Source organism: Bombella sp. ESL0378 (assembly GCF_009725845.1).
Lineage (GTDB): Bacteria > Pseudomonadota > Alphaproteobacteria > Acetobacterales > Acetobacteraceae > Bombella > Bombella pollinis.
In genome coordinates this window covers 81,465-98,403 of the sequence record NZ_WNIF01000008.1, presented here as the reverse complement: position 1 = coordinate 98,403, position 16,939 = coordinate 81,465, and the positions used below count along the sequence as shown (strand labels likewise).

General features: G+C 53.3%; 13 protein-coding genes. 7 read left to right on the top strand and 6 right to left on the bottom strand.

Annotated features, from left to right (window positions below):
* Positions 1 to 18 precede the first annotated feature (18 nt).
* A complete protein-coding gene (locus GM556_RS06915; RefSeq protein ID WP_155573832.1) occupies positions 19 to 1,047 on the top strand; it encodes a glycosyltransferase in 1,029 nt (342 codons plus the stop codon).
* Positions 1,048 to 1,130: 83 nt separating this feature from the next.
* Here the strand turns inward: GM556_RS06915 and GM556_RS06910 are convergent, their stop codons facing one another.
* The gene (locus tag GM556_RS06910) at positions 1,131 to 3,851 is read right to left on the bottom strand and encodes a pitrilysin family protein (RefSeq protein ID WP_155579655.1); all 2,721 of its coding nucleotides are present in this window, start codon (positions 3,849 to 3,851) and stop codon (positions 1,131 to 1,133) included.
* 121 nt (positions 3,852 to 3,972) lie between these two features.
* On the opposite strand from GM556_RS06910, the gene GM556_RS06905 reads away from it, so the two are divergent.
* Positions 3,973 to 4,503, top strand: coding sequence for a hypothetical protein (locus GM556_RS06905; protein ID WP_143813650.1), 531 nt, complete (start codon positions 3,973 to 3,975; stop codon positions 4,501 to 4,503).
* Between the two features lies 1 nt (position 4,504).
* Positions 4,505 to 4,972 carry an MliC family protein gene (locus GM556_RS06900; protein ID WP_196424628.1) on the top strand — a complete coding sequence of 156 codons (468 nt, stop codon included), beginning with the start codon at positions 4,505 to 4,507 and terminating at the stop codon, positions 4,970 to 4,972.
* A 110-nt stretch (positions 4,973 to 5,082) separates the two neighbouring features.
* Here GM556_RS06900 and metE read toward each other — a convergent pair whose 3' ends face one another.
* The gene (gene metE, locus GM556_RS06895) at positions 5,083 to 7,413 is read right to left on the bottom strand and encodes a 5-methyltetrahydropteroyltriglutamate--homocysteine S-methyltransferase (RefSeq protein WP_155579654.1); all 2,331 of its coding nucleotides are present in this window, start codon (positions 7,411 to 7,413) and stop codon (positions 5,083 to 5,085) included.
* A 207-nt stretch (positions 7,414 to 7,620) separates the two neighbouring features.
* Between metE and GM556_RS06890 the strand changes: the two genes are divergently transcribed.
* Positions 7,621 to 8,589 carry a metalloregulator ArsR/SmtB family transcription factor gene (locus GM556_RS06890; protein ID WP_155579653.1) on the top strand — a complete coding sequence of 323 codons (969 nt, stop codon included), beginning with the start codon at positions 7,621 to 7,623 and terminating at the stop codon, positions 8,587 to 8,589.
* A 30-nt stretch (positions 8,590 to 8,619) separates the two neighbouring features.
* Complete coding sequence (gene metF, locus GM556_RS06885; RefSeq protein WP_155579652.1) at positions 8,620 to 9,498, top strand: methylenetetrahydrofolate reductase [NAD(P)H]; 879 nt, start codon at positions 8,620 to 8,622, stop codon at positions 9,496 to 9,498.
* 60 nt (positions 9,499 to 9,558) lie between these two features.
* Here the strand turns inward: metF and infC are convergent, their stop codons facing one another.
* From infC to GM556_RS06865, 4 genes are all read right to left on the bottom strand, one after another.
* Positions 9,559 to 10,119, bottom strand: coding sequence for a translation initiation factor IF-3 (infC, locus tag GM556_RS06880; protein WP_155573826.1), 561 nt, complete (start codon positions 10,117 to 10,119; stop codon positions 9,559 to 9,561).
* 115 nt (positions 10,120 to 10,234) lie between these two features.
* A complete protein-coding gene (gene thrS / locus GM556_RS06875) occupies positions 10,235 to 12,181 on the bottom strand; it encodes a threonine--tRNA ligase (RefSeq protein WP_155579651.1) in 1,947 nt (648 codons plus the stop codon).
* Between the two features lie 145 nt (positions 12,182 to 12,326).
* The gene (locus GM556_RS06870; RefSeq protein ID WP_155579650.1) at positions 12,327 to 13,292 is read right to left on the bottom strand and encodes a glycosyltransferase family 9 protein; all 966 of its coding nucleotides are present in this window, start codon (positions 13,290 to 13,292) and stop codon (positions 12,327 to 12,329) included.
* Between the two features lie 25 nt (positions 13,293 to 13,317).
* On the bottom strand, positions 13,318 to 13,917 hold the full coding sequence (locus tag GM556_RS06865) for a nucleotide exchange factor GrpE (protein ID WP_155573823.1): 600 nt from the start codon (positions 13,915 to 13,917) through the stop codon (positions 13,318 to 13,320).
* A 411-nt stretch (positions 13,918 to 14,328) separates the two neighbouring features.
* On the opposite strand from GM556_RS06865, the gene GM556_RS06860 reads away from it, so the two are divergent.
* A complete protein-coding gene (locus GM556_RS06860; RefSeq protein ID WP_155573822.1) occupies positions 14,329 to 15,105 on the top strand; it encodes a response regulator transcription factor in 777 nt (258 codons plus the stop codon).
* Positions 15,106 to 15,127: 22 nt separating this feature from the next.
* On the top strand, positions 15,128 to 16,924 hold the full coding sequence (locus GM556_RS06855; protein WP_230873323.1) for a cell wall metabolism sensor histidine kinase WalK: 1,797 nt from the start codon (positions 15,128 to 15,130) through the stop codon (positions 16,922 to 16,924).
* Positions 16,925 to 16,939 lie beyond the last annotated feature (15 nt).

Below are 16,939 nucleotides of genomic sequence, written 5' to 3'. Positions count from 1 at the left end.
GAGAAAGTAGGAATTGCAATGAGCGCAGCGAAGAAACGGACCACAAATAAGGCAGCTCAAGCATCTGGTTCTGCCGAGACGCAAGGGCGTAAAGTGTTGCTCTGTAGTGGCGGACGCTATGAAAGCCATGCGAATGCTCAGGTGCGCGCGACCATCATGGATGGGTTGGAGGATTGCTTTGGCAAGGGGAATGTTGTTGCGGTTAATGTCGTCACAGCAGCCTCGGCTATCCGCGCTTTGGAGCCTACGTTGGTGTTTGCGATGGGCTCTTACTTGCCGGAGAGTACCTATTATGGGGAGATTGCGCGGGAGGCACGCCATGTAGGGGCGGTAACGGCCTTTTGGGCAACAGAGGACCCATACGAGCAGGATGCGAGCTATCAAATCGGGTATGATTTTGACGTCATCTTCTCGTGTGACCGCTGGGGGCATAATTTTTATCAGCGTGATAGGGTCTTTCATTTGCCTTTAGGGGCGTGCCCTAAGCTGCATTATGTCCCGCTGGAGCGGAATACGGACAAGACGATTGATGTGCTATTTTGTGGTGTGGCGTTTAGCTCACGCAAAGAGGTGATTCGTAATTTGATGCCTCTACTGCAACAGTTGAATATCCGTATCATCGGGCCGGGCTGGGGCGAGATGGGGATTGGCTTTTCTGATGCACGAATTGAAAAGCAACAGCTTATTGAGCTTTATAGCCGCTCCCGCCTTGTGTTGAATCTAGGGCGGTCTCTGCATTTTGAGAATAAACGCTTCGTCATTGCCCCTTCCACACCAGGGCCGCGGACCTTTGAGGCTGCAGCGGCAGGGGCCTTCCAAGTCTTTCATGAGGAGACTTATGAATTACGCCGCTATTATGATGCAGATGAGATTCCCGTTTTCTCCAACCGGGATGATTTTGAACGGATTATAAGCCGGTATTTGCGTGATGATGATTTACGTTTTGAGATGGCTAAAAAAGCGCAGGAGCGCACGATGAAGGAGCATCTCTACGGCCATCGCATCCGCCAAGCGGTGGAATATCTTAAAGCGGAGAAGCTGCTTTAAGCTGTTTTGCGCTAAAGGGAGTAGCGATGGAAAGGGCACCCGCTGGGGGTGCCCTTTTTGTTATGGGGTTGTTATGGGGCTGCTTAGTGCTGCGGCTTTGTGTGTGGGGCTGGCCCCATGATGATACGCGCCATATCCGCCGGGCGGACCCATTTAGCAAAAGCTTTCTGCACATCTGCGGCACTGAGTTCATATACAGCTTTCGCAGCTTGGTCAGGGCTATCAAGTGGGAGGCCGAGGTCAATGAGGGAGAGCCATTGCCCAGCAAGGGAGCTAAAGCTGGCGCGGCTCATAGGGAAGCTACGTAGCAAGCTGGCCTTGGCGAGGTCTAGCACATCGGCAGAGACGGGTGTTGTCCGCAAGCTTTCAAGGTCTTTTAGTGCAAGAGCTTGGGCGGCGGAGACTTTAGCGGGGTCTGCTCCAAAGGTGATGGAGATGGTACTGCGCGTACGGCTATAATTAAGCTGGCTACCCACACTATAAACATACCCCGTGCGGACGCGGAGGTCCTGCATTAAGCGGGAGGAGAAGCCATCCCCAAGGATGGTATTGCCAACGGCAAGAGCGTGACGGTCTGGGTTGGTGATAGTCAGGCCCAATGTTTCAGTCAATGTAACATGGTCTTGGGAGCGACCCGGGTCCGCTACCACGGCTTGGCTTGCCCGGCTGAGGGGAACAGCTGGGAGGTCTAGCTTAGGGGTGGGGCCTTCGGCCTTCCAGTCCCCAAAAGCGGCCATGATTTTTTGGCGTGCTTCCTCTGGGGGGATGTCGCCAATAATGACGATGGTTGTAAGGTCTGGCCGGTAGGCTTGTTTATAGTAGGTTTTGACATCTTCAAGGCTAAGAGCGCGGATGCTCTCTGGTGTGGCCTCGCGGAGTGTGGGGTCCGTAGCGGGGACGAGGGCCTTACGCACCGCACGGCCAAAATGATGGGCCGGGGATTGGAGTGTCCCTTTCTGGCTACGGGCTTCTTGCTCTCGTGTGATGCGGAAGGCGTCCTCTGGGAAGGCAGGGTGAAGCTCATGTTCCGCAAGGAGGGATAGCCCTGCTGGGAAGGATTCCGTCAATGTGCTGAGGGTGAAGCTGCTCCCAGCATTTTCCTCAGCTGAGATGTCGTCCAACGCACGGGCAAGGGCCAAGCGGTCATGCTGTGTGCTGCCATAGAGGAAGAGTTGGTCGGTTAGAGAGGCAACGCCATCCTTCCCCTGCGGCTGTTGTAAGGAGGGTGTCTGGCGGATTGTGCCGTAAAGCTCAATGGTGTGGCTAACATGCTCAGGCTGAACAATCAGCCGCAGCCCATTTGGTAGGATTGTCGCATAAGGTTGGGGTGAGGCTGGGGGCAGGCTCAGCCGTGCGAGGGCTTGCTCGGCCCAATCAGGGAGGGTGACATGCTCTTTGGGAGGATTAGTGAAGGATTCTGCCCCGCCAAAGCCTTTATCGGCCAAGGGCTTGCCGGAATTGCTCGGGGTGAGTGTGGCACTAATAGCATGGTCAGGCTTTAGCCATTCCTGCGCGAGGGCATCAATCTCGGCCTTTGTAACGGTTTGGAAGGCGCGTATCATATCGCGTGGGTTGTGTAGATGTTGGATGGCAACAGCTTGTGACCAGCTTTCAGCCTGCCCGCTAATGCTGTTGGCATTAAACTCCAATGCGGCAATTTCGCGCCGCCGGGCAGCCTCGATGAGGTCTGCGGGGAGGCCCGTTGTGCGGTAATGCTCCATAATTGCGGCCATTTGGGCCCGGAGGGGGGCTGGGTCACCCCCTTGGGGGAAGGCGGCATAGACGGTGGCAATGCCGCCTTGGGCGTCTGGGTCGTATAAAAAGCCAGTCTCTAACGCTTTGCCTTGGGGAACGAGGGCAAAAAGGTCGCCTCGCTGGCTGGAGAGTACATCAGCCAGCAAGGTGGCAGCAGCAAAGCGCGGGTCACGCTGGCCGGGCATTTGCCAGGCGCGTGTGACTAACCCCACAGGGAGGTCGGTCGGCAAGGCAAGCTCATGCGGGGTGACGGGCTTGGGGGTAAATTGTGGGCGCGCAGGCAGAGGGCGCGCGGCCAAAGCCCCAAAGGCCTTCTCAACAAGGGCTAAGGTGTGGGTTGGTTCAACATCCCCCGTGATGATGAGGACGGCATTATTGGGAGCGTACCAATTTTTATAAAATTGCCGTAATTGCTCAACCGTTGTGGCATCGAAGGAAGGACGGCTGCCAAGGGCATCAGCCTCATAAGGTGTGCCTTTATAGAGCAAGCCGCGCACTTGCGACATATAGCGATAAATGGGGCTGGAAAGGTCGCGTGAGACTTCTTGCTCAATCGCGCCGCGCTCATGGGCCCATTCATCTTTGCTGAGGGTGAGGCCTTCCATCCGCCCTGCCTCAATGCGGAGGAGAATGTCTAAATCACTCGCAGGGGCTGTGAAGTAATATTGGGTGACATCCGAGGTTGTATCGGCATTATCATTATTGCCTAGCCGTGCGCTGAGGGTAGCAAGCTGGTCCCGGCTTAAGGTTTGGGAGCCATTGAACATCATATGCTCTAGCGCATGGGCCGTACCGGGGAAGCCAGCCGGCGCATTGACCGAGCCGACCTCATAATTCATCATGGTTTGCACGACAGGGGCGAGGTGGTTCTGGATGATGATAACCCGCAAGCCATTTTTGAGAGTCGCGCGGGTGACCCCGGCTTCATCCTGCTGTGTGGTCTGCGGTGCGGTGGGGGCCGGTTGCGCAAAGGCCGCATAAGCTGGGAGGCCGCCTGCTAGGAGAGAGGCTGCTAATAAAGCAGAGCGGAAGAGTGTAGGCCGGGGCATGAGGTATATATCCTTTGATGGCAAGGAGAGGCGGCTTATCGTTAAGAGGAGGGGTTTATTATCCTCCATCTCTATAAGGGATTATGCTAGGCAATGCTGGCATGGAATGGAAGAGGGCGGAATGAAAGCAGATTTTCTAAAAGCGATTGATGATTTTATTTTGGATAGGCTGTTTCAACCTCTGGTGGACCGTCTGCCAGAGGAAACATCCGCTTGGAATATCGGCATCAGTTTTGAGCTTGGGTCTGTTCTTTTACAAGTTGTCTGCCTTTTAGCCCCGTTACTCCTCTACGGGGCAACGCTGGGTGAAAGTGTGGAAGCTATTTTGGTGCTGCTTTGTAGCATCATGTTGTTTATTGGCTTCCAGCGGTTCCAGACCTTAGTAAGGCCGAATATGATGAATCCTCTAAGGCCGATGATGTATAGCTTGCGTGTGGTGTGTCTTGGGTTTTTGCTCTACGAGACCATCTCGCTATTTGTGGGGGCAGCCAAGCCACAAATGTGGTTATGGGACCGCTTGGGCTTATTATCGCAGCTGACTTTCGTTGTGGGGCTGTATTTTATGGCATGCCAAATGCCCCCGCCCGGTGCGCGTCAGGCGCGTAAACGCCGCACAGTGATAAAGGGAGTTGTGTCTGATGGGGTGCAGTAAGATGCTGAAACAGCAAAGTCGTTTATGGTTATGTGGGGTTGCGGCTTTTATGTGTGTAAGTTCTATGGCCATGGCAAAGCCTGCCCATAAGGGGGAGAATCATTTGCTCATCCCCCTCCCAGCGGATGAAACAGTCGGGCGGCAGGATGTGACCTATAATTGCACTGTGGATAATGAGAAGGCCGGGGATGATGTCCGCTCTTTACGGACTTCCCTGCCAGCAAAGCCGTTTACGGTCACATATTATAGTGCGGATATTATGGCCCTTGCCATATTGCCTGTGGATGGACGGGTGATGGTGTTTGCCAATGTTGTCGCTGGTGATGGCGCGAAATATGTCGCAGACCGCTATAGCTGGTGGTCCAAAGGCGATGAGGTCACGTTCGCTCGGGAGGATAAAGAGGGTACGGCTTTTACCTGCCATGTTGTGCCTTCTGGTAAAAGCGATAAGCCAACATCAAGCCATTAAGGCTATTATAGGATGGGTCCATTAAAAAAGGCTCTTTCCCATTAAAGGGAAGAGCCTTTTTGCAGTGGGGGAGGGCTGATGACACCCCTCCCTCAGCTTTACTGCCTGCGTTAACCGCGCAGGATCTCGGCAGCTTTGACCATGTTAGCAATGGCCGGGCGGACCTCTGCCCAATTACGGGTCTTGAGGCCGCAATCAGGGTTCACCCAAAGTTGACGGCGGGAGACCTTCTTCTCCGCAGCACGGAGTAGCTCGACCATTTCCTCTACAGAGGGGACGCGGGGGGAGTGAATATCATACACACCCGGCCCAATCTCAGAGGGGTATTTATGGTGAGTAAAGGCCTCTAGCAGCTCCATTTTGGACCGTGCTGTCTCGATGGAGATAACGTCAGTATCCATAGCGGCGATGGCTTCGATAATGTCGTTAAACTCGGAGTAGCACATATGGGTGTGAATCTGCGTCTTATCCTGCACACCGCTGGCAGTGATGCGGAAGCTCTCCACAGCCCAATCCAGATAATGTTGCCAGTCTTTACGGCGGAGGGGGAGGCCTTCGCGCAGGGCGGCTTCGTCAATCTGGATGACGCCACAACCGGCTTTTTCTAGGTCTTGCACTTCATCACGGATGGCAAAGGCAATCTGACGGCATGTCTCAGAGCGTGGTTGGTCATCACGTACAAAGGACCAGTTGAGGATGGTGACAGGGCCCGTCAACATGCCCTTGACCGGCTTTTTGGAGCAAGATTGGGCATATTGCCACCAATCTAGCGTCATTGCGGCGGGGCGAGATACATCACCAAAGATGATGGGCGGGCGCACATAGCGGGAGCCGTAAGATTGTACCCATGCATGTTTGGTAAAGACAAAGCCGGAGAGCTTCTCACCAAAATATTGCACCATGTCGTTGCGCTCAAACTCACCATGAACGAGCACATCCAACCCAACCTCTTCCTGCCATTTGATGGCGGATTCTGTCTCCTTCTTGAGGAAGGCTACATAATCTTGTGTAGAGAGTTCCTTCTTCGCATGGCGGGCACGGGCTTGGCGTACCTCTTTGGTCTGCGGGAAGGAGCCGATGGTCGTTGTGGGGAAGAGCGGCAGCTTGAGGGCACCTTCCTGCGCTTTTTGGCGTGTAGGGAAGGGGGATTGACGCTGGGTTAGCTTTGCATCTTTTTGAGCAGCACGTTTTTTGACTTCCTGATTATGGATGCGTGTGGAGGTCTTACGGCTCTGCACGGCAGCATCGGAGGCATCTAAGATGGTTTTTACGCTCTCATGCCCCTGATTAAGGGCTTTGGCAATCGTAGCCAGCTCGGCAATTTTCTGCACAGCAAAGGCGAGCCAGTTTTTAACCTCTGCATCCAGCTGTGTTTCACGCTCTAGGTCGATGGGCGTATGGAGCAAGGAGCAAGACGGTGCAACGATGATGTCCCGTTTCTCCGCAATCGGGGCAATTTGTGCGATAATTTTGGAGAGGTCTGCCTTCCAGATGTTACGGCCATCAATCACACCGAGGGAGAGCAGCAAGTCCGGCCGCGCTTTTGCGACAACGTCATTAAGTTGCTGTGGAGCGCGGACGAGGTCGATATGTAAGCCTTGGACAGGCAGGGAGAGGGCAGTCTCTAGGTTATCGCCTAACCCACCGAAATAGGTTGTGAGGAAGAGCTTGATGCCGGGTACTGCTTTATTCAGGCTCTGATAAGCATGAGCAAAGGCTTTACGGGCGGCATCATCAAGGTCCAGCACTAAAGTTGGCTCATCAATCTGGACCCATTCTGCCCCGGCTTGGTGCAATGCTTGGAGGACCTCATGATAAACAGGCAGCAAAGCTGGGAGTAAGTCTAGCTTATTAAAGGCAGCCCCATGCGCTTTACCGAGGAGCAAGAAGCTAACGGGGCCAAGCAGAACAGGGCGTGTCTCAATCCCTTGGGCCTTGGCCTCTTTATAATCATCAATAATTTTGGTGGAGGAGAGGCGGAAGCTTTGCCCCGCTTTAAACTCTGGCACCAGAAAATGATAATTAGTGTCGAACCATTTTGTCATTTCCGCCGCAGGAACATCGGTTGCGTGTTGATGCTGGCAGGAACAATCATGGGATTGGTCATGAGCGGGATGCTCGCCAGAGACCTGACGACCACGGGCCATGGCAAAATAGGTGGTGAGGTCCACCTTGCCGCCTTTATGGCCGTAAATCTCCGGTACAGCTCCAACAAGTGCGCTGGTATCTAACACATGGTCATAAAGGGAGAAGTCGTTAGAGGGGATAATATCCGCTCCTTGCTCCTTCTGGCGGGTCCAATTTTCTTTACGGAGGGCTGCGGCGGTTTCGAGCAGTTCAGCCTCGCTGCTGTTACCAGCCCAGAAGCTCTCAAGGGCTTTTTTTAGCTCACGGCGACCACCGATACGGGGAAAGCCCAATGTGGCGACACGTACGGTCATGACATACCTCCTGGCGTTTTGGTGGAGGGAAGCCCCACCAGTAAGAATGAGACTGCTCGTGTAAGACAGCCATGGAAGATTACGTCCAACCGCTTTTTTGCTTTCAACGCGGCGGGTGATCTCTCTTCGGCCATTAGAAGTGGCAGGGCTTTTTTAATGTGTCAATATGTATTGCATATATAATGAAATCGTTATATATGCTCTCACATGGATCGTGCTCTTATCATCTTTCAGGCTCTTGCAGAGCCAACACGTTTGCGAATCTTACGTTTATTGCGTGAGATGGAGTTGTCTGTCGGTGAGCTGGCTCAAGTTTTGGGCCAGAGCCAGCCGCGTGTCTCTCGCCATGTTAAAGTACTGGCGGAGGCGGAGTTGGTGGAACGCCGCAAGGAAGGGAGTTGGGTTTTTCTCGCCTTAGGAGATGAGAATGACCTAGAGCCCATCTTTGCTGCGTTGGACCATTGGCGGCGTTATCATGAGGAAGAAGATGACGAGACAGGCCGGGCTGACCGCCAACGTCTCCAAGCTGTGCGGAATGTCCGTATGGGTGAGGCAGAAGATTGGTTTGAGGTCCATGCCGCGGAATGGGATGCGATTCGCTCCCTTCATGTCTCGGAAGATTCGGTCGAGTCGGCCATTATGGAGCTTGTCGGACCGGGGCCATTGGGGCGCGTGGTGGATATTGGGACAGGTACGGGGCGCATGTTGGAGCTTCTCGCCCCACGTTGTGAGAGTGCCATTGGGTTTGACCGTAGCCCTTCTATGCTCCGGCTAGCGCGTGTGAAATTGGAAGATGATCGCACGGCTGATGGTGAGGAGATTAAGTTACGGCAGGGGAATTTTTATGCTCTGCCGTTAGCAGCAGGCTCGGCTGACCTGACGATTTTGCATCAGGCCTTGCGTTATGCACAGCATCCGGCGGCTGTGATTGCCGAATCGGCGCGGATTTTAAGCCCTGGTGGGCGTTTGCTGGTGGTGGATTTCGCCCTGCATGACCGTGAGGAGCTCCGTACGCGGGATGCGCATATGTATCTCGGTTTTAGTGATGAGCGCATGCAGCAATGGTTTAAAGCGGCTGGGTTGGAGTTAGACCCGCCTCTCTCTTTGGATGGTGAGTTGACGGTTAAGCTTTGGATGGGCCGCCTGCCGTTACATCAGGATTCGAAAACGCGATAACTTACATTTATTTTAGAAGGAACGGACGTCATGGCTGAGGTCTCATTCGAATTTTTTCCCGCTAAGACGGACGAGAAAGCCGCGGCTTTATTGCGGGTAGCGCAGCGTCTTGCTGCCTATGAGCCACGCTTTATGTCCGTTACATACGGGGCGGGTGGGTCCTCGCGGGAGCGTACGTTAGAGGCGTTACGACAGATGGTAGAGGCATTGCCTATCCCATTGGCGGGGCATCTTACATGCGTTAATGCCGCTAAAGGTGAGGTGGATGATGTCGCCCGTGTTTATTGGGACCTAGGGGTAAAGCATATTGTGGCGTTGCGGGGTGATGCCCCGGTTGCCAAAGGTGAGGCCCCAACGCCTTATCGCCCGCATCCAGAGGGGTATCATTATGCAGCAGACCTTGTAGCGGGGCTGAAGAAGATTGCCCCTTTTGAGATCTCTGTTGCGGCATACCCAGAGACGCACCCCGAGGCGCAATCGGCGCAGTCTGATATTGAGCATCTTAAAGAGAAGTTTGATGCGGGGGCCGATAGGGCGATTACGCAATTCTTTTTTGACCCAGAATGTTTTTTGCGCTTCCGGGATCGTGCGGTGAAGGCGGGGATTAATAAACCCATCGTACCGGGGATTTTGCCTATTGGTAAGGCGGCACAAGCATGGCGTTTTGCCAAAATGTGCGGGGCTTCTGTCCCGGAGGAGTTAAAAACGCTCTTTGAGGGGGTGGATGACCTCCCCCCTATTCGCACGCGCTTGAGTGCCGTGGTGGTGGATCGCCTCTGCCAGCGTTTGCGCGCGGAAGGGGTGGAGCATTTCCATTTTTATACGCTCAATCAAAGTGTCCCTACCTCTACCTTATGCACTTTATTAGGGCGGCAGCGGTCGCATCCACTTGTGGAGCTTGCAAGCTGATAGAAACTAAAAAACCCGGCCTTATAAAGGACCGGGTTTTTTATGGAGCAAGTACAAAGCCTACTTTGTATCCCGCTGTTTGCTTGGGGCCAGAATCATAATCATCTGACGATTTTCCAAGCGAGGGGTTTGCTCAGCTTTAGCAATATCATCCACAGACTCGCGGATGCGGTGCATCATCTTAGAGCCAAGCTCCTGATGAGCAACCTCACGGCCTTTAAAGCGGAGAGAGACCTTAACCTTATCGCCTTCCTCTAAGAAGGAACGGACAGCCTTCGCCTTGGTCTGGAAGTCATGCTCGCCGGTACCGGGGCGGACCTTGACCTCTTTAATCTCAATGACCTTTTGCTTTTTGCGGGCCTCGTTACGCTTCTTTTGCTGTTCATATTTGAACTTGCCGTAATCGAGAATCTTCGCCACCGGAGGCTCGGCCGTAGGGCTGATTTCCAGCAGGTCTAACCCTTCAGAAAAAGCACGGGAAAGAGCCTCTCTTGTTGACATAATGCCAACCATCTCGCCTGCGGCATCAATAACGCGCACCTGCGGCACTCGGATCTCTTCATTAACGCGCGGCCCTTCGCGATTAGGGGCGGCGGGAAACGGCGGTCTAGCTATGGTCATCTCCTGTCGATGTTAGGGCCTCATCCGATACAAAACGGTGAGGGGTCTCAAACTTTCTGTTTAGATTCATACCCCCCGTGCGGGTACGGCGCAAGGGGGGAGGATGGACTGCGTATCAGGCTGTTTTCTGCTGCATAGCGCGGAGGAGGTCCGGCGGTGTTGCCTCCTCCTGCAAGGCGGGGAGGATCTCCTCAAAAGGGAGGACCTTTTGGGCTTGCTCCCCAAGGCGGCGGAGGCTGACTGTACCTTCCTCTGCCTCACGGCGGCCAACAACGAGGATGACTGGTACACGGGCAAGGCTATGCTCACGCACCTTCGCATTGATTTTCTCATTGCGAATATCAGCCTCCGCATGCAAGCCCGCTTTTTGCAGACGTGCGGTAATCTCTTGGGCATAATCAGCGGCATCCGTCACGATGCTCGCTACCACAACTTGCGTTGGGGCCAGCCAGAGGGGGAACTTCCCGGCATATTGCTCAATGAGGATACCAAGGAAGCGTTCAAAACTCCCCAAGATAGCGCGATGGAGCATAACGGGCCGGTGGCGGGCACTATCTTCACCAATATAAGAGGCATCTAGCCGCTCTGGCAGAACATAATCGACCTGCAATGTCCCACATTGCCAGTCGCGCCCGATGGCATCAGTCAGCACGAACTCCAATTTCGGCCCGTAAAAGGCACCTTCGCCGGGGTTTAACTCATACTCTACCCCAACCATTTCGCAGGCACGTTTTAAGGCTCCTTCGGCACGGTCCCAGACCTCATCAGAGCCAGCACGGGCTTCAGGTCGGTCGGAAAACTTGACGCGGAAGCTCTCAAAGCCAAAATCGTGATAGACCTCGCCTAGCATAGTGACGAAGCGGGCCGTTTCTTCAGCGATTTGGTCATCCGTGCAGAAGATATGCGCATCATCCTGCGTAAAGCCGCGCACACGCATAATCCCATGCAGCGAGCCGGAGGGTTCATAGCGATGACAGGCCCCGAACTCAGCCATACGCAGCGGCAGCTCTCGGTAAGAGCGCAAACCATGGCGGAAAATCTGCACATGGCAAGGGCAGTTCATCGGTTTGAGGGCGAGGGTCTTATCCTCATCCTCCACTGTGGCGATGAACATATGCTCACGATATTTATCCCAATGGCCGGAGGCTTCCCACAAGGTGCGGTCCACAAGTTGAGGGGTGCGGACTTCTTGATAGCCGTTTCGGTTCTGGGCGCGGCGCATATAATCTTGCACCGCTGTGTAGAGCCGCCAACCTTTTTGATGCCAGAAAATCTGCCCTACGGCTTCTTCTTGAATATGGAACAGGTCCATATCCCGGCCAATGCGGCGATGGTCGCGTTTTTCGGCCTCTTCTAGGCGTTCTAGATAGGCTTTAAGCTCCTTTTTATCGCGCCATGCTGTGCCATAGATGCGCGTAAGCATGGGGTTGCGATGGTCCCCCCGCCAATAAGCCCCGGCCACTCGCATGAGCTTAAAGGCATTGCCAACATCCCCTGTCGTGCGGAGATGCGGCCCACGGCAGAGGTCTAACCATTCCCCTTGGCGGTAAATGGAAATCTCCTCACTCTCTGGCAGGTCGCGAATCAATTCGGCCTTAAAGCTCTCACCGCGTTCCTCAAAGAAGGCAATGGCCTCGTTACGGTCCCATACCTCTCGTGTGAAGGCATCTCCACGGGCGATAATCTCGGCCATTTTGGTTTCGATGGCGTCAAAATCGGCAGGGGTGAAGGGCTTGTCGCGGAAGAAGTCGTAATAAAAGCCGTCTTTAATGCTTGGCCCGATGGTCACTTGCGTCCCCGGCCAGAGGGCTTGCACAGCCTCGGCCATGACATGGGCAGCATCATGGCGAATCATCGGGAGGGCATCTTCATCTTTGCGGGTGATGAAACGAACAGCACTATCCTGCGTGATGGTAAAGCCTATATCCACAGCCTTGCCGTCAACCTCCATCGCGATGGCCGCACGGGCTAAACCTGGACCAATGGAGTCGGCGATAGTTGTCCCTGTCACTGCCCCATCGAAGGTGCGAATGCTTCCATCGGGTAGGGTAATGGCGGGCATGAAAGGACTCCTTGGTCAGTCATCATCAAGAGGGATTCTTCAGCTCATGATAAGCGAAAAGGGATTCGTTGAACATAGCGGATGGCAAAATGGCCTTTAAAGTTATGTCTCTGCAAGCTCTAATATGAGATAGTGTGCCGCTGGATCATTTTTTTGCGTAATGTGCTCTGCGTGCTTGCATGAGGGGGAGGCCCCAATCGTGTAGCAAGGTCATCACACGCTCTGGCTGTATATGAGCAAGCGTATCTGCTTGTATCACGCGGTTTTGCCCTACTGTGAGGCCGTGGGGGGCGCAACGGCGGGGGTCACTCTCGGCAGAAAAGAGGGTTAAGGTGGGGCAATCCATCATAGCGGCCATATGTAGTGGCCCAGTATCATTGCCACAACAAAGCAAAGCGCGATGGAGCAGCCCTGCTAAAGCAGGCAATGTGGTTTTGCCGGTAAAGTCCCGCGCTGTGGGAACATGGTGGCAGATATGCGCGGCAAGGGGAGCGTCTGCTGCACTCCCTACAATGAGGGGGACATACCCCCATGCGGCGATAGTGTGGGCTAAATCTGCAAAATAGGCGAGGGGCCATCGCTTGGCGGGTCTATGTGGTGCAGCACCGGGGACAAGCACCACATAAGGTTCAGTAAGGAATGGGCCTTCATCCTTTAGAAAGGTTGGAATCGTGCGGGGCTGTAAAGGGACATTTGCGCTGCGGAGCTGGTCGCGTTGTCGGCAGAGCGTATGCATCTGGCGGGCTTGGGGATTATGATGAGGGAGGCTCGCCCGCTTTTGTTGGCCTGACCATAGGATAGTACGCGGTGCAAGCGTGCGATAACGGCTCGTACGACCAGAGTTTTGGAGGTCGAACACAAGGTCCATCTTGTGCAGCAGAGCGCGGATATTACGCCAATGCCGCCAATGTGTGATGGGGGGGCGGTCATCAATCGCGATAGCGTCAAACCAAGGGGTGGAGGCAGCAAGAGCCTGATAAGGGCTGCTGGTGAGGAGGGTAATATGGGCATGCGCAAAGGCCTGCCGAATGGAGGCAAAGGCCTCAAAAGCCTGACAAACATCTCCTAAGGCCCCATGACGAATAATAAGGATGTTCTGAATGTTCGTCATAGAGCCATGAGGGTGTTTGTTTTGCTTAATCCTTCTTCGGTGCTTGACCGGTTGAGGAAGGGTTGGAGACTATAACCATAGCAGGTTTAAGCAGCCGGTCTTTGAGTAACCATGTTGGTGTCCATGCTTGGACGACATGCCCTGGTGGGAGGTGATCGACCTCTTGCTCCTGCATGGCTTGATGAAGATTGGCATCAAAAGGCTCATGGGTGGGGTCTTGTTTGGTGATGCCATGCCGCTCCAAAATGGAGAGGAAGGCACGCTCTGTCCCCTCAAACCCTTCACGCAGGCGGGTGATGAGTCCATCTTCGCCTTCTTCATGCGGGGGTAAAGCAGAGAGGCCACGTTGAAGGTTCTCGGCAGCCTCTACAACATCGCGCGCAAATTTCTGCACCGAGTAATGACGGGCATCCTCAAGTTCACGCTTATGGCGGGTGCGAAGATTCTGGTTTTCCGCTTCAGAGCGTTTCCAGCGGTCTTCCATCTCGGCCAATTTCTCTTCTAAGGCGGCGATGCGTTCTTCGGCAGTACCCTCTTGCCCTTGCGTGTGGCCTTCATCTGCTGGGGCTTCATGCGGGGTGGGGTTAGGTTGTTCTGTATCGGTATGAGATGTTTGTTCTGTCATATCGTGACCTTATTCGCGTCTTATGGGATAGCGAGCCTGCTTTATATGGCAGAGACCATCATCGCACGCTAGTCTCCTGAGATTTTGAATGTCGTGGCTTTGCACGTCTTTTGCAAGACCTTGGGCTGGGGGGAGGTGATTTCGTACAATATCGATAAGAGATAATAGCTGCATCGATAGATATGAGGAAAAAGGTTCTGTGCGGCATTCATAGGTTAATGAAAAGTAAAATAGAGGTACAATAACTTACATAGACCATATTATTAGGTATTTAAAAATTATGAATTTTTGGTGTATAAATTATGACCGGATATGGATTTTAGATATATCCGTCAGTTTTGAAATTATATTGTGCCATAGGGGCGAGATTCTCGGTTGTTTCTAGCTCCGTGGTTAATGGTAGGAGTTCCCATGGTGAAGAGTTCCTTCCCTGGTGTTTATAAACCTTTTGGGGAAGAAACATGTGGCGGCGGTGGGCAGAAGGCCCCCATCATCGCCCTTGTAGATGATGATCGTAATATTCTAGCCTCTGTGCAGATGACATTGGAGGCTGAGGGATTTACCGTCCATACCTATACGGATGGGGAAAGTGCCTTACAGGGTATTTTATCGCGTGCGGCGTCTTTGGCCGTGTTGGATGTTAAAATGCCGCGTATGGATGGGATGGAGCTTTTACGCCGTCTACGGATGCGCTCGAGCAGTTTGCCCGTTATTTTTCTGACCTCCAAAGATGAAGAATTAGACCAGTTGATGGGCTTACGGCTTGGAGCGGATGATTACATCACTAAGCCTTTTTCTGTTCGTTTGTTAGTTGAGCGTATTCGGGCTTTGCTACGGCGGCATGAGATAAGCCAAACCGGATTGGATGGTGAAGGCTCAGGGCGTAATGAAATCATCGTTCGTGGGGGGTTATCGCTTGATGAGGCGCGCCATCAATGTATGTGGAGTGGGCAGGATGTTGCCTTAACCGTGACGGAGTTTTTGCTCGTTAAGGCCCTTGTATTAAGGCCGGGGATGGTGAAATCGCGCGACCAGCTTATCGATGCGGCTTATGGCGATAGTATTTATGTTGATGACCGCACAATCGATAGTCACATTAAGCGGGTCCGCAAAAAGTTCCGCCATATAGATGACAGCTTTAACCATATCGAAACCCTTTATGGTGTTGGATATCGGTATCGGGAGTAATACAGCAAAGGTTGAGTACGTGATGGCGGGATTAGAGGCGGCGCGGCGATGGATGGCGCATATGTGGCTTGCATCGCGTTTGCCTAAATTGCGGCGGTGGGTGTCCCCACTTACAAGCCGTCTCTTGCTGGTTAATTTCTTACCCTTACTTTTTATGGGGGGGATGCTGCTCTCCATCAATGCGGTACGCAATACGCTATTGGAGGATAGTATTGAGGCCCTGCGCGAACAGGCGCGGATTTATGTCTCGGTCCTACGGCACGCACAATGTGATGATGTATCGTCCGGTAAGCAGTTGGATGTAACAAAAGCTCATGCTCTTTTAGAGGGCATGGTGCGGTTTAGCCGCAATGCAGAAGCCCGCCTTTATGCACCGAATGGCCATATTCTAACAGAAAGCCAAAAGCAGTCCTCCCCGATTGGAGGGGTAAGCTGGCAGCCGAATGTCAGTATGGCTGATAAGCTTTATACATGGGTTTTAGCGTTAATCCCGTTACATACGAAGGAAGGGCCGGTTCCATTAGATAATTCAACAGCATCTCAAAACTTTGGCAATGAGACAGGCGATGGGGTTTTAATCAGTTCGCCGTTAGATATTCCACCTTATATACGTCTGACAGATGCTCATGAGCTTGTCATGACGGTTGTAGAGCCTGTCCTCATAGAGGGGCAGACGGTGGGTGTCCTTCAATTAACGCGCTTTAATGCGGATATTGATCGCTCTTTGATGAAGGTGCGGTGGGTTATTATCGTGATGATGTTGCTGAGCATGGGTGCGGCGGTTTTGCTCTCATGGTATCTTGCGATGACCCTCGCTATTCCTTTGCGGCGGCTTGTGGTGCGCTCTCGTGATATGCGCGAGCCGGGGGCGGGGCATATAGATAGCATGCCCTATACATTACTACGCCGCCGCGATGAGATAGGTGAGCTTGCGCGCGCTTTGCGGGAGAGTGCCTTGGCCTTATGGGCACGTATGGATGATGTGGAGCGTTTTGCTGCAGAAGTTAGTCATGAATTGAAGAATCCACTCTCTTCCATCCGTTCCGCTTTGGATACGTTACCGCGGATTACGAATATGCAGGCGCGGGACCGTCTTTTATCTATCCTCGGGGGCGATGTGCGGCGGTTAGAGCGGTTAATCTCTGATATTTCCTTTGCTAGCCGTGTGGAAGGGGAGTTGCAGCGGGAAGACAGGGTTATTGTAAATCTTGTTGAGTTATTAGAACAATTTGTTGATGTTCATGAGACTGTTCGTGAGGAAGGCGGGCCACATTTAGTCCTCATCGTGCCAGAGGGGCAGCGTATCATTTGTGTGCAAGTGGTGCGGGATCGCTTAATGCAGGTCTTCCATAATCTGATAGGTAATGCTGTATCCTTTTCTCCGGCAGAGGGAACAATACGGCTTGTGATTCGCCCTGTTATTGGGCCGCCTCAGTTAGAGGAGGACGGCTTCATCACCCCCGGTAGTCCAGCTGTAGAAATCGCTGTTGAGGATGAAGGCCCCGGTATCCCCCCAGCAAAACTTGATAGTATTTTCGACCGATTCTATTCAGAGCGTCCAGCGGGGGAGCATTTCGGGGGACATTCTGGGTTAGGGCTTGCCATTAGTCGGCAAATTATTGTGGCGTTTGATGGTGCCCTTTATGCCGAAAATTGTGAGCGTGTGGATGAGGAGAGCGGGGAGAGGCATATTTGTGGGGCCCGCTTCGTGATTCGCCTGCCTTTGCTTACCTGCTTTAGGCAGAACTACTCTATGCGCCAAGGGGGGGAGTGTTTCTTGCCTGTTGGAGAGTGTGTTATGCTGCGTAAAGGGGTTTAGTTTTACCATTTAAGC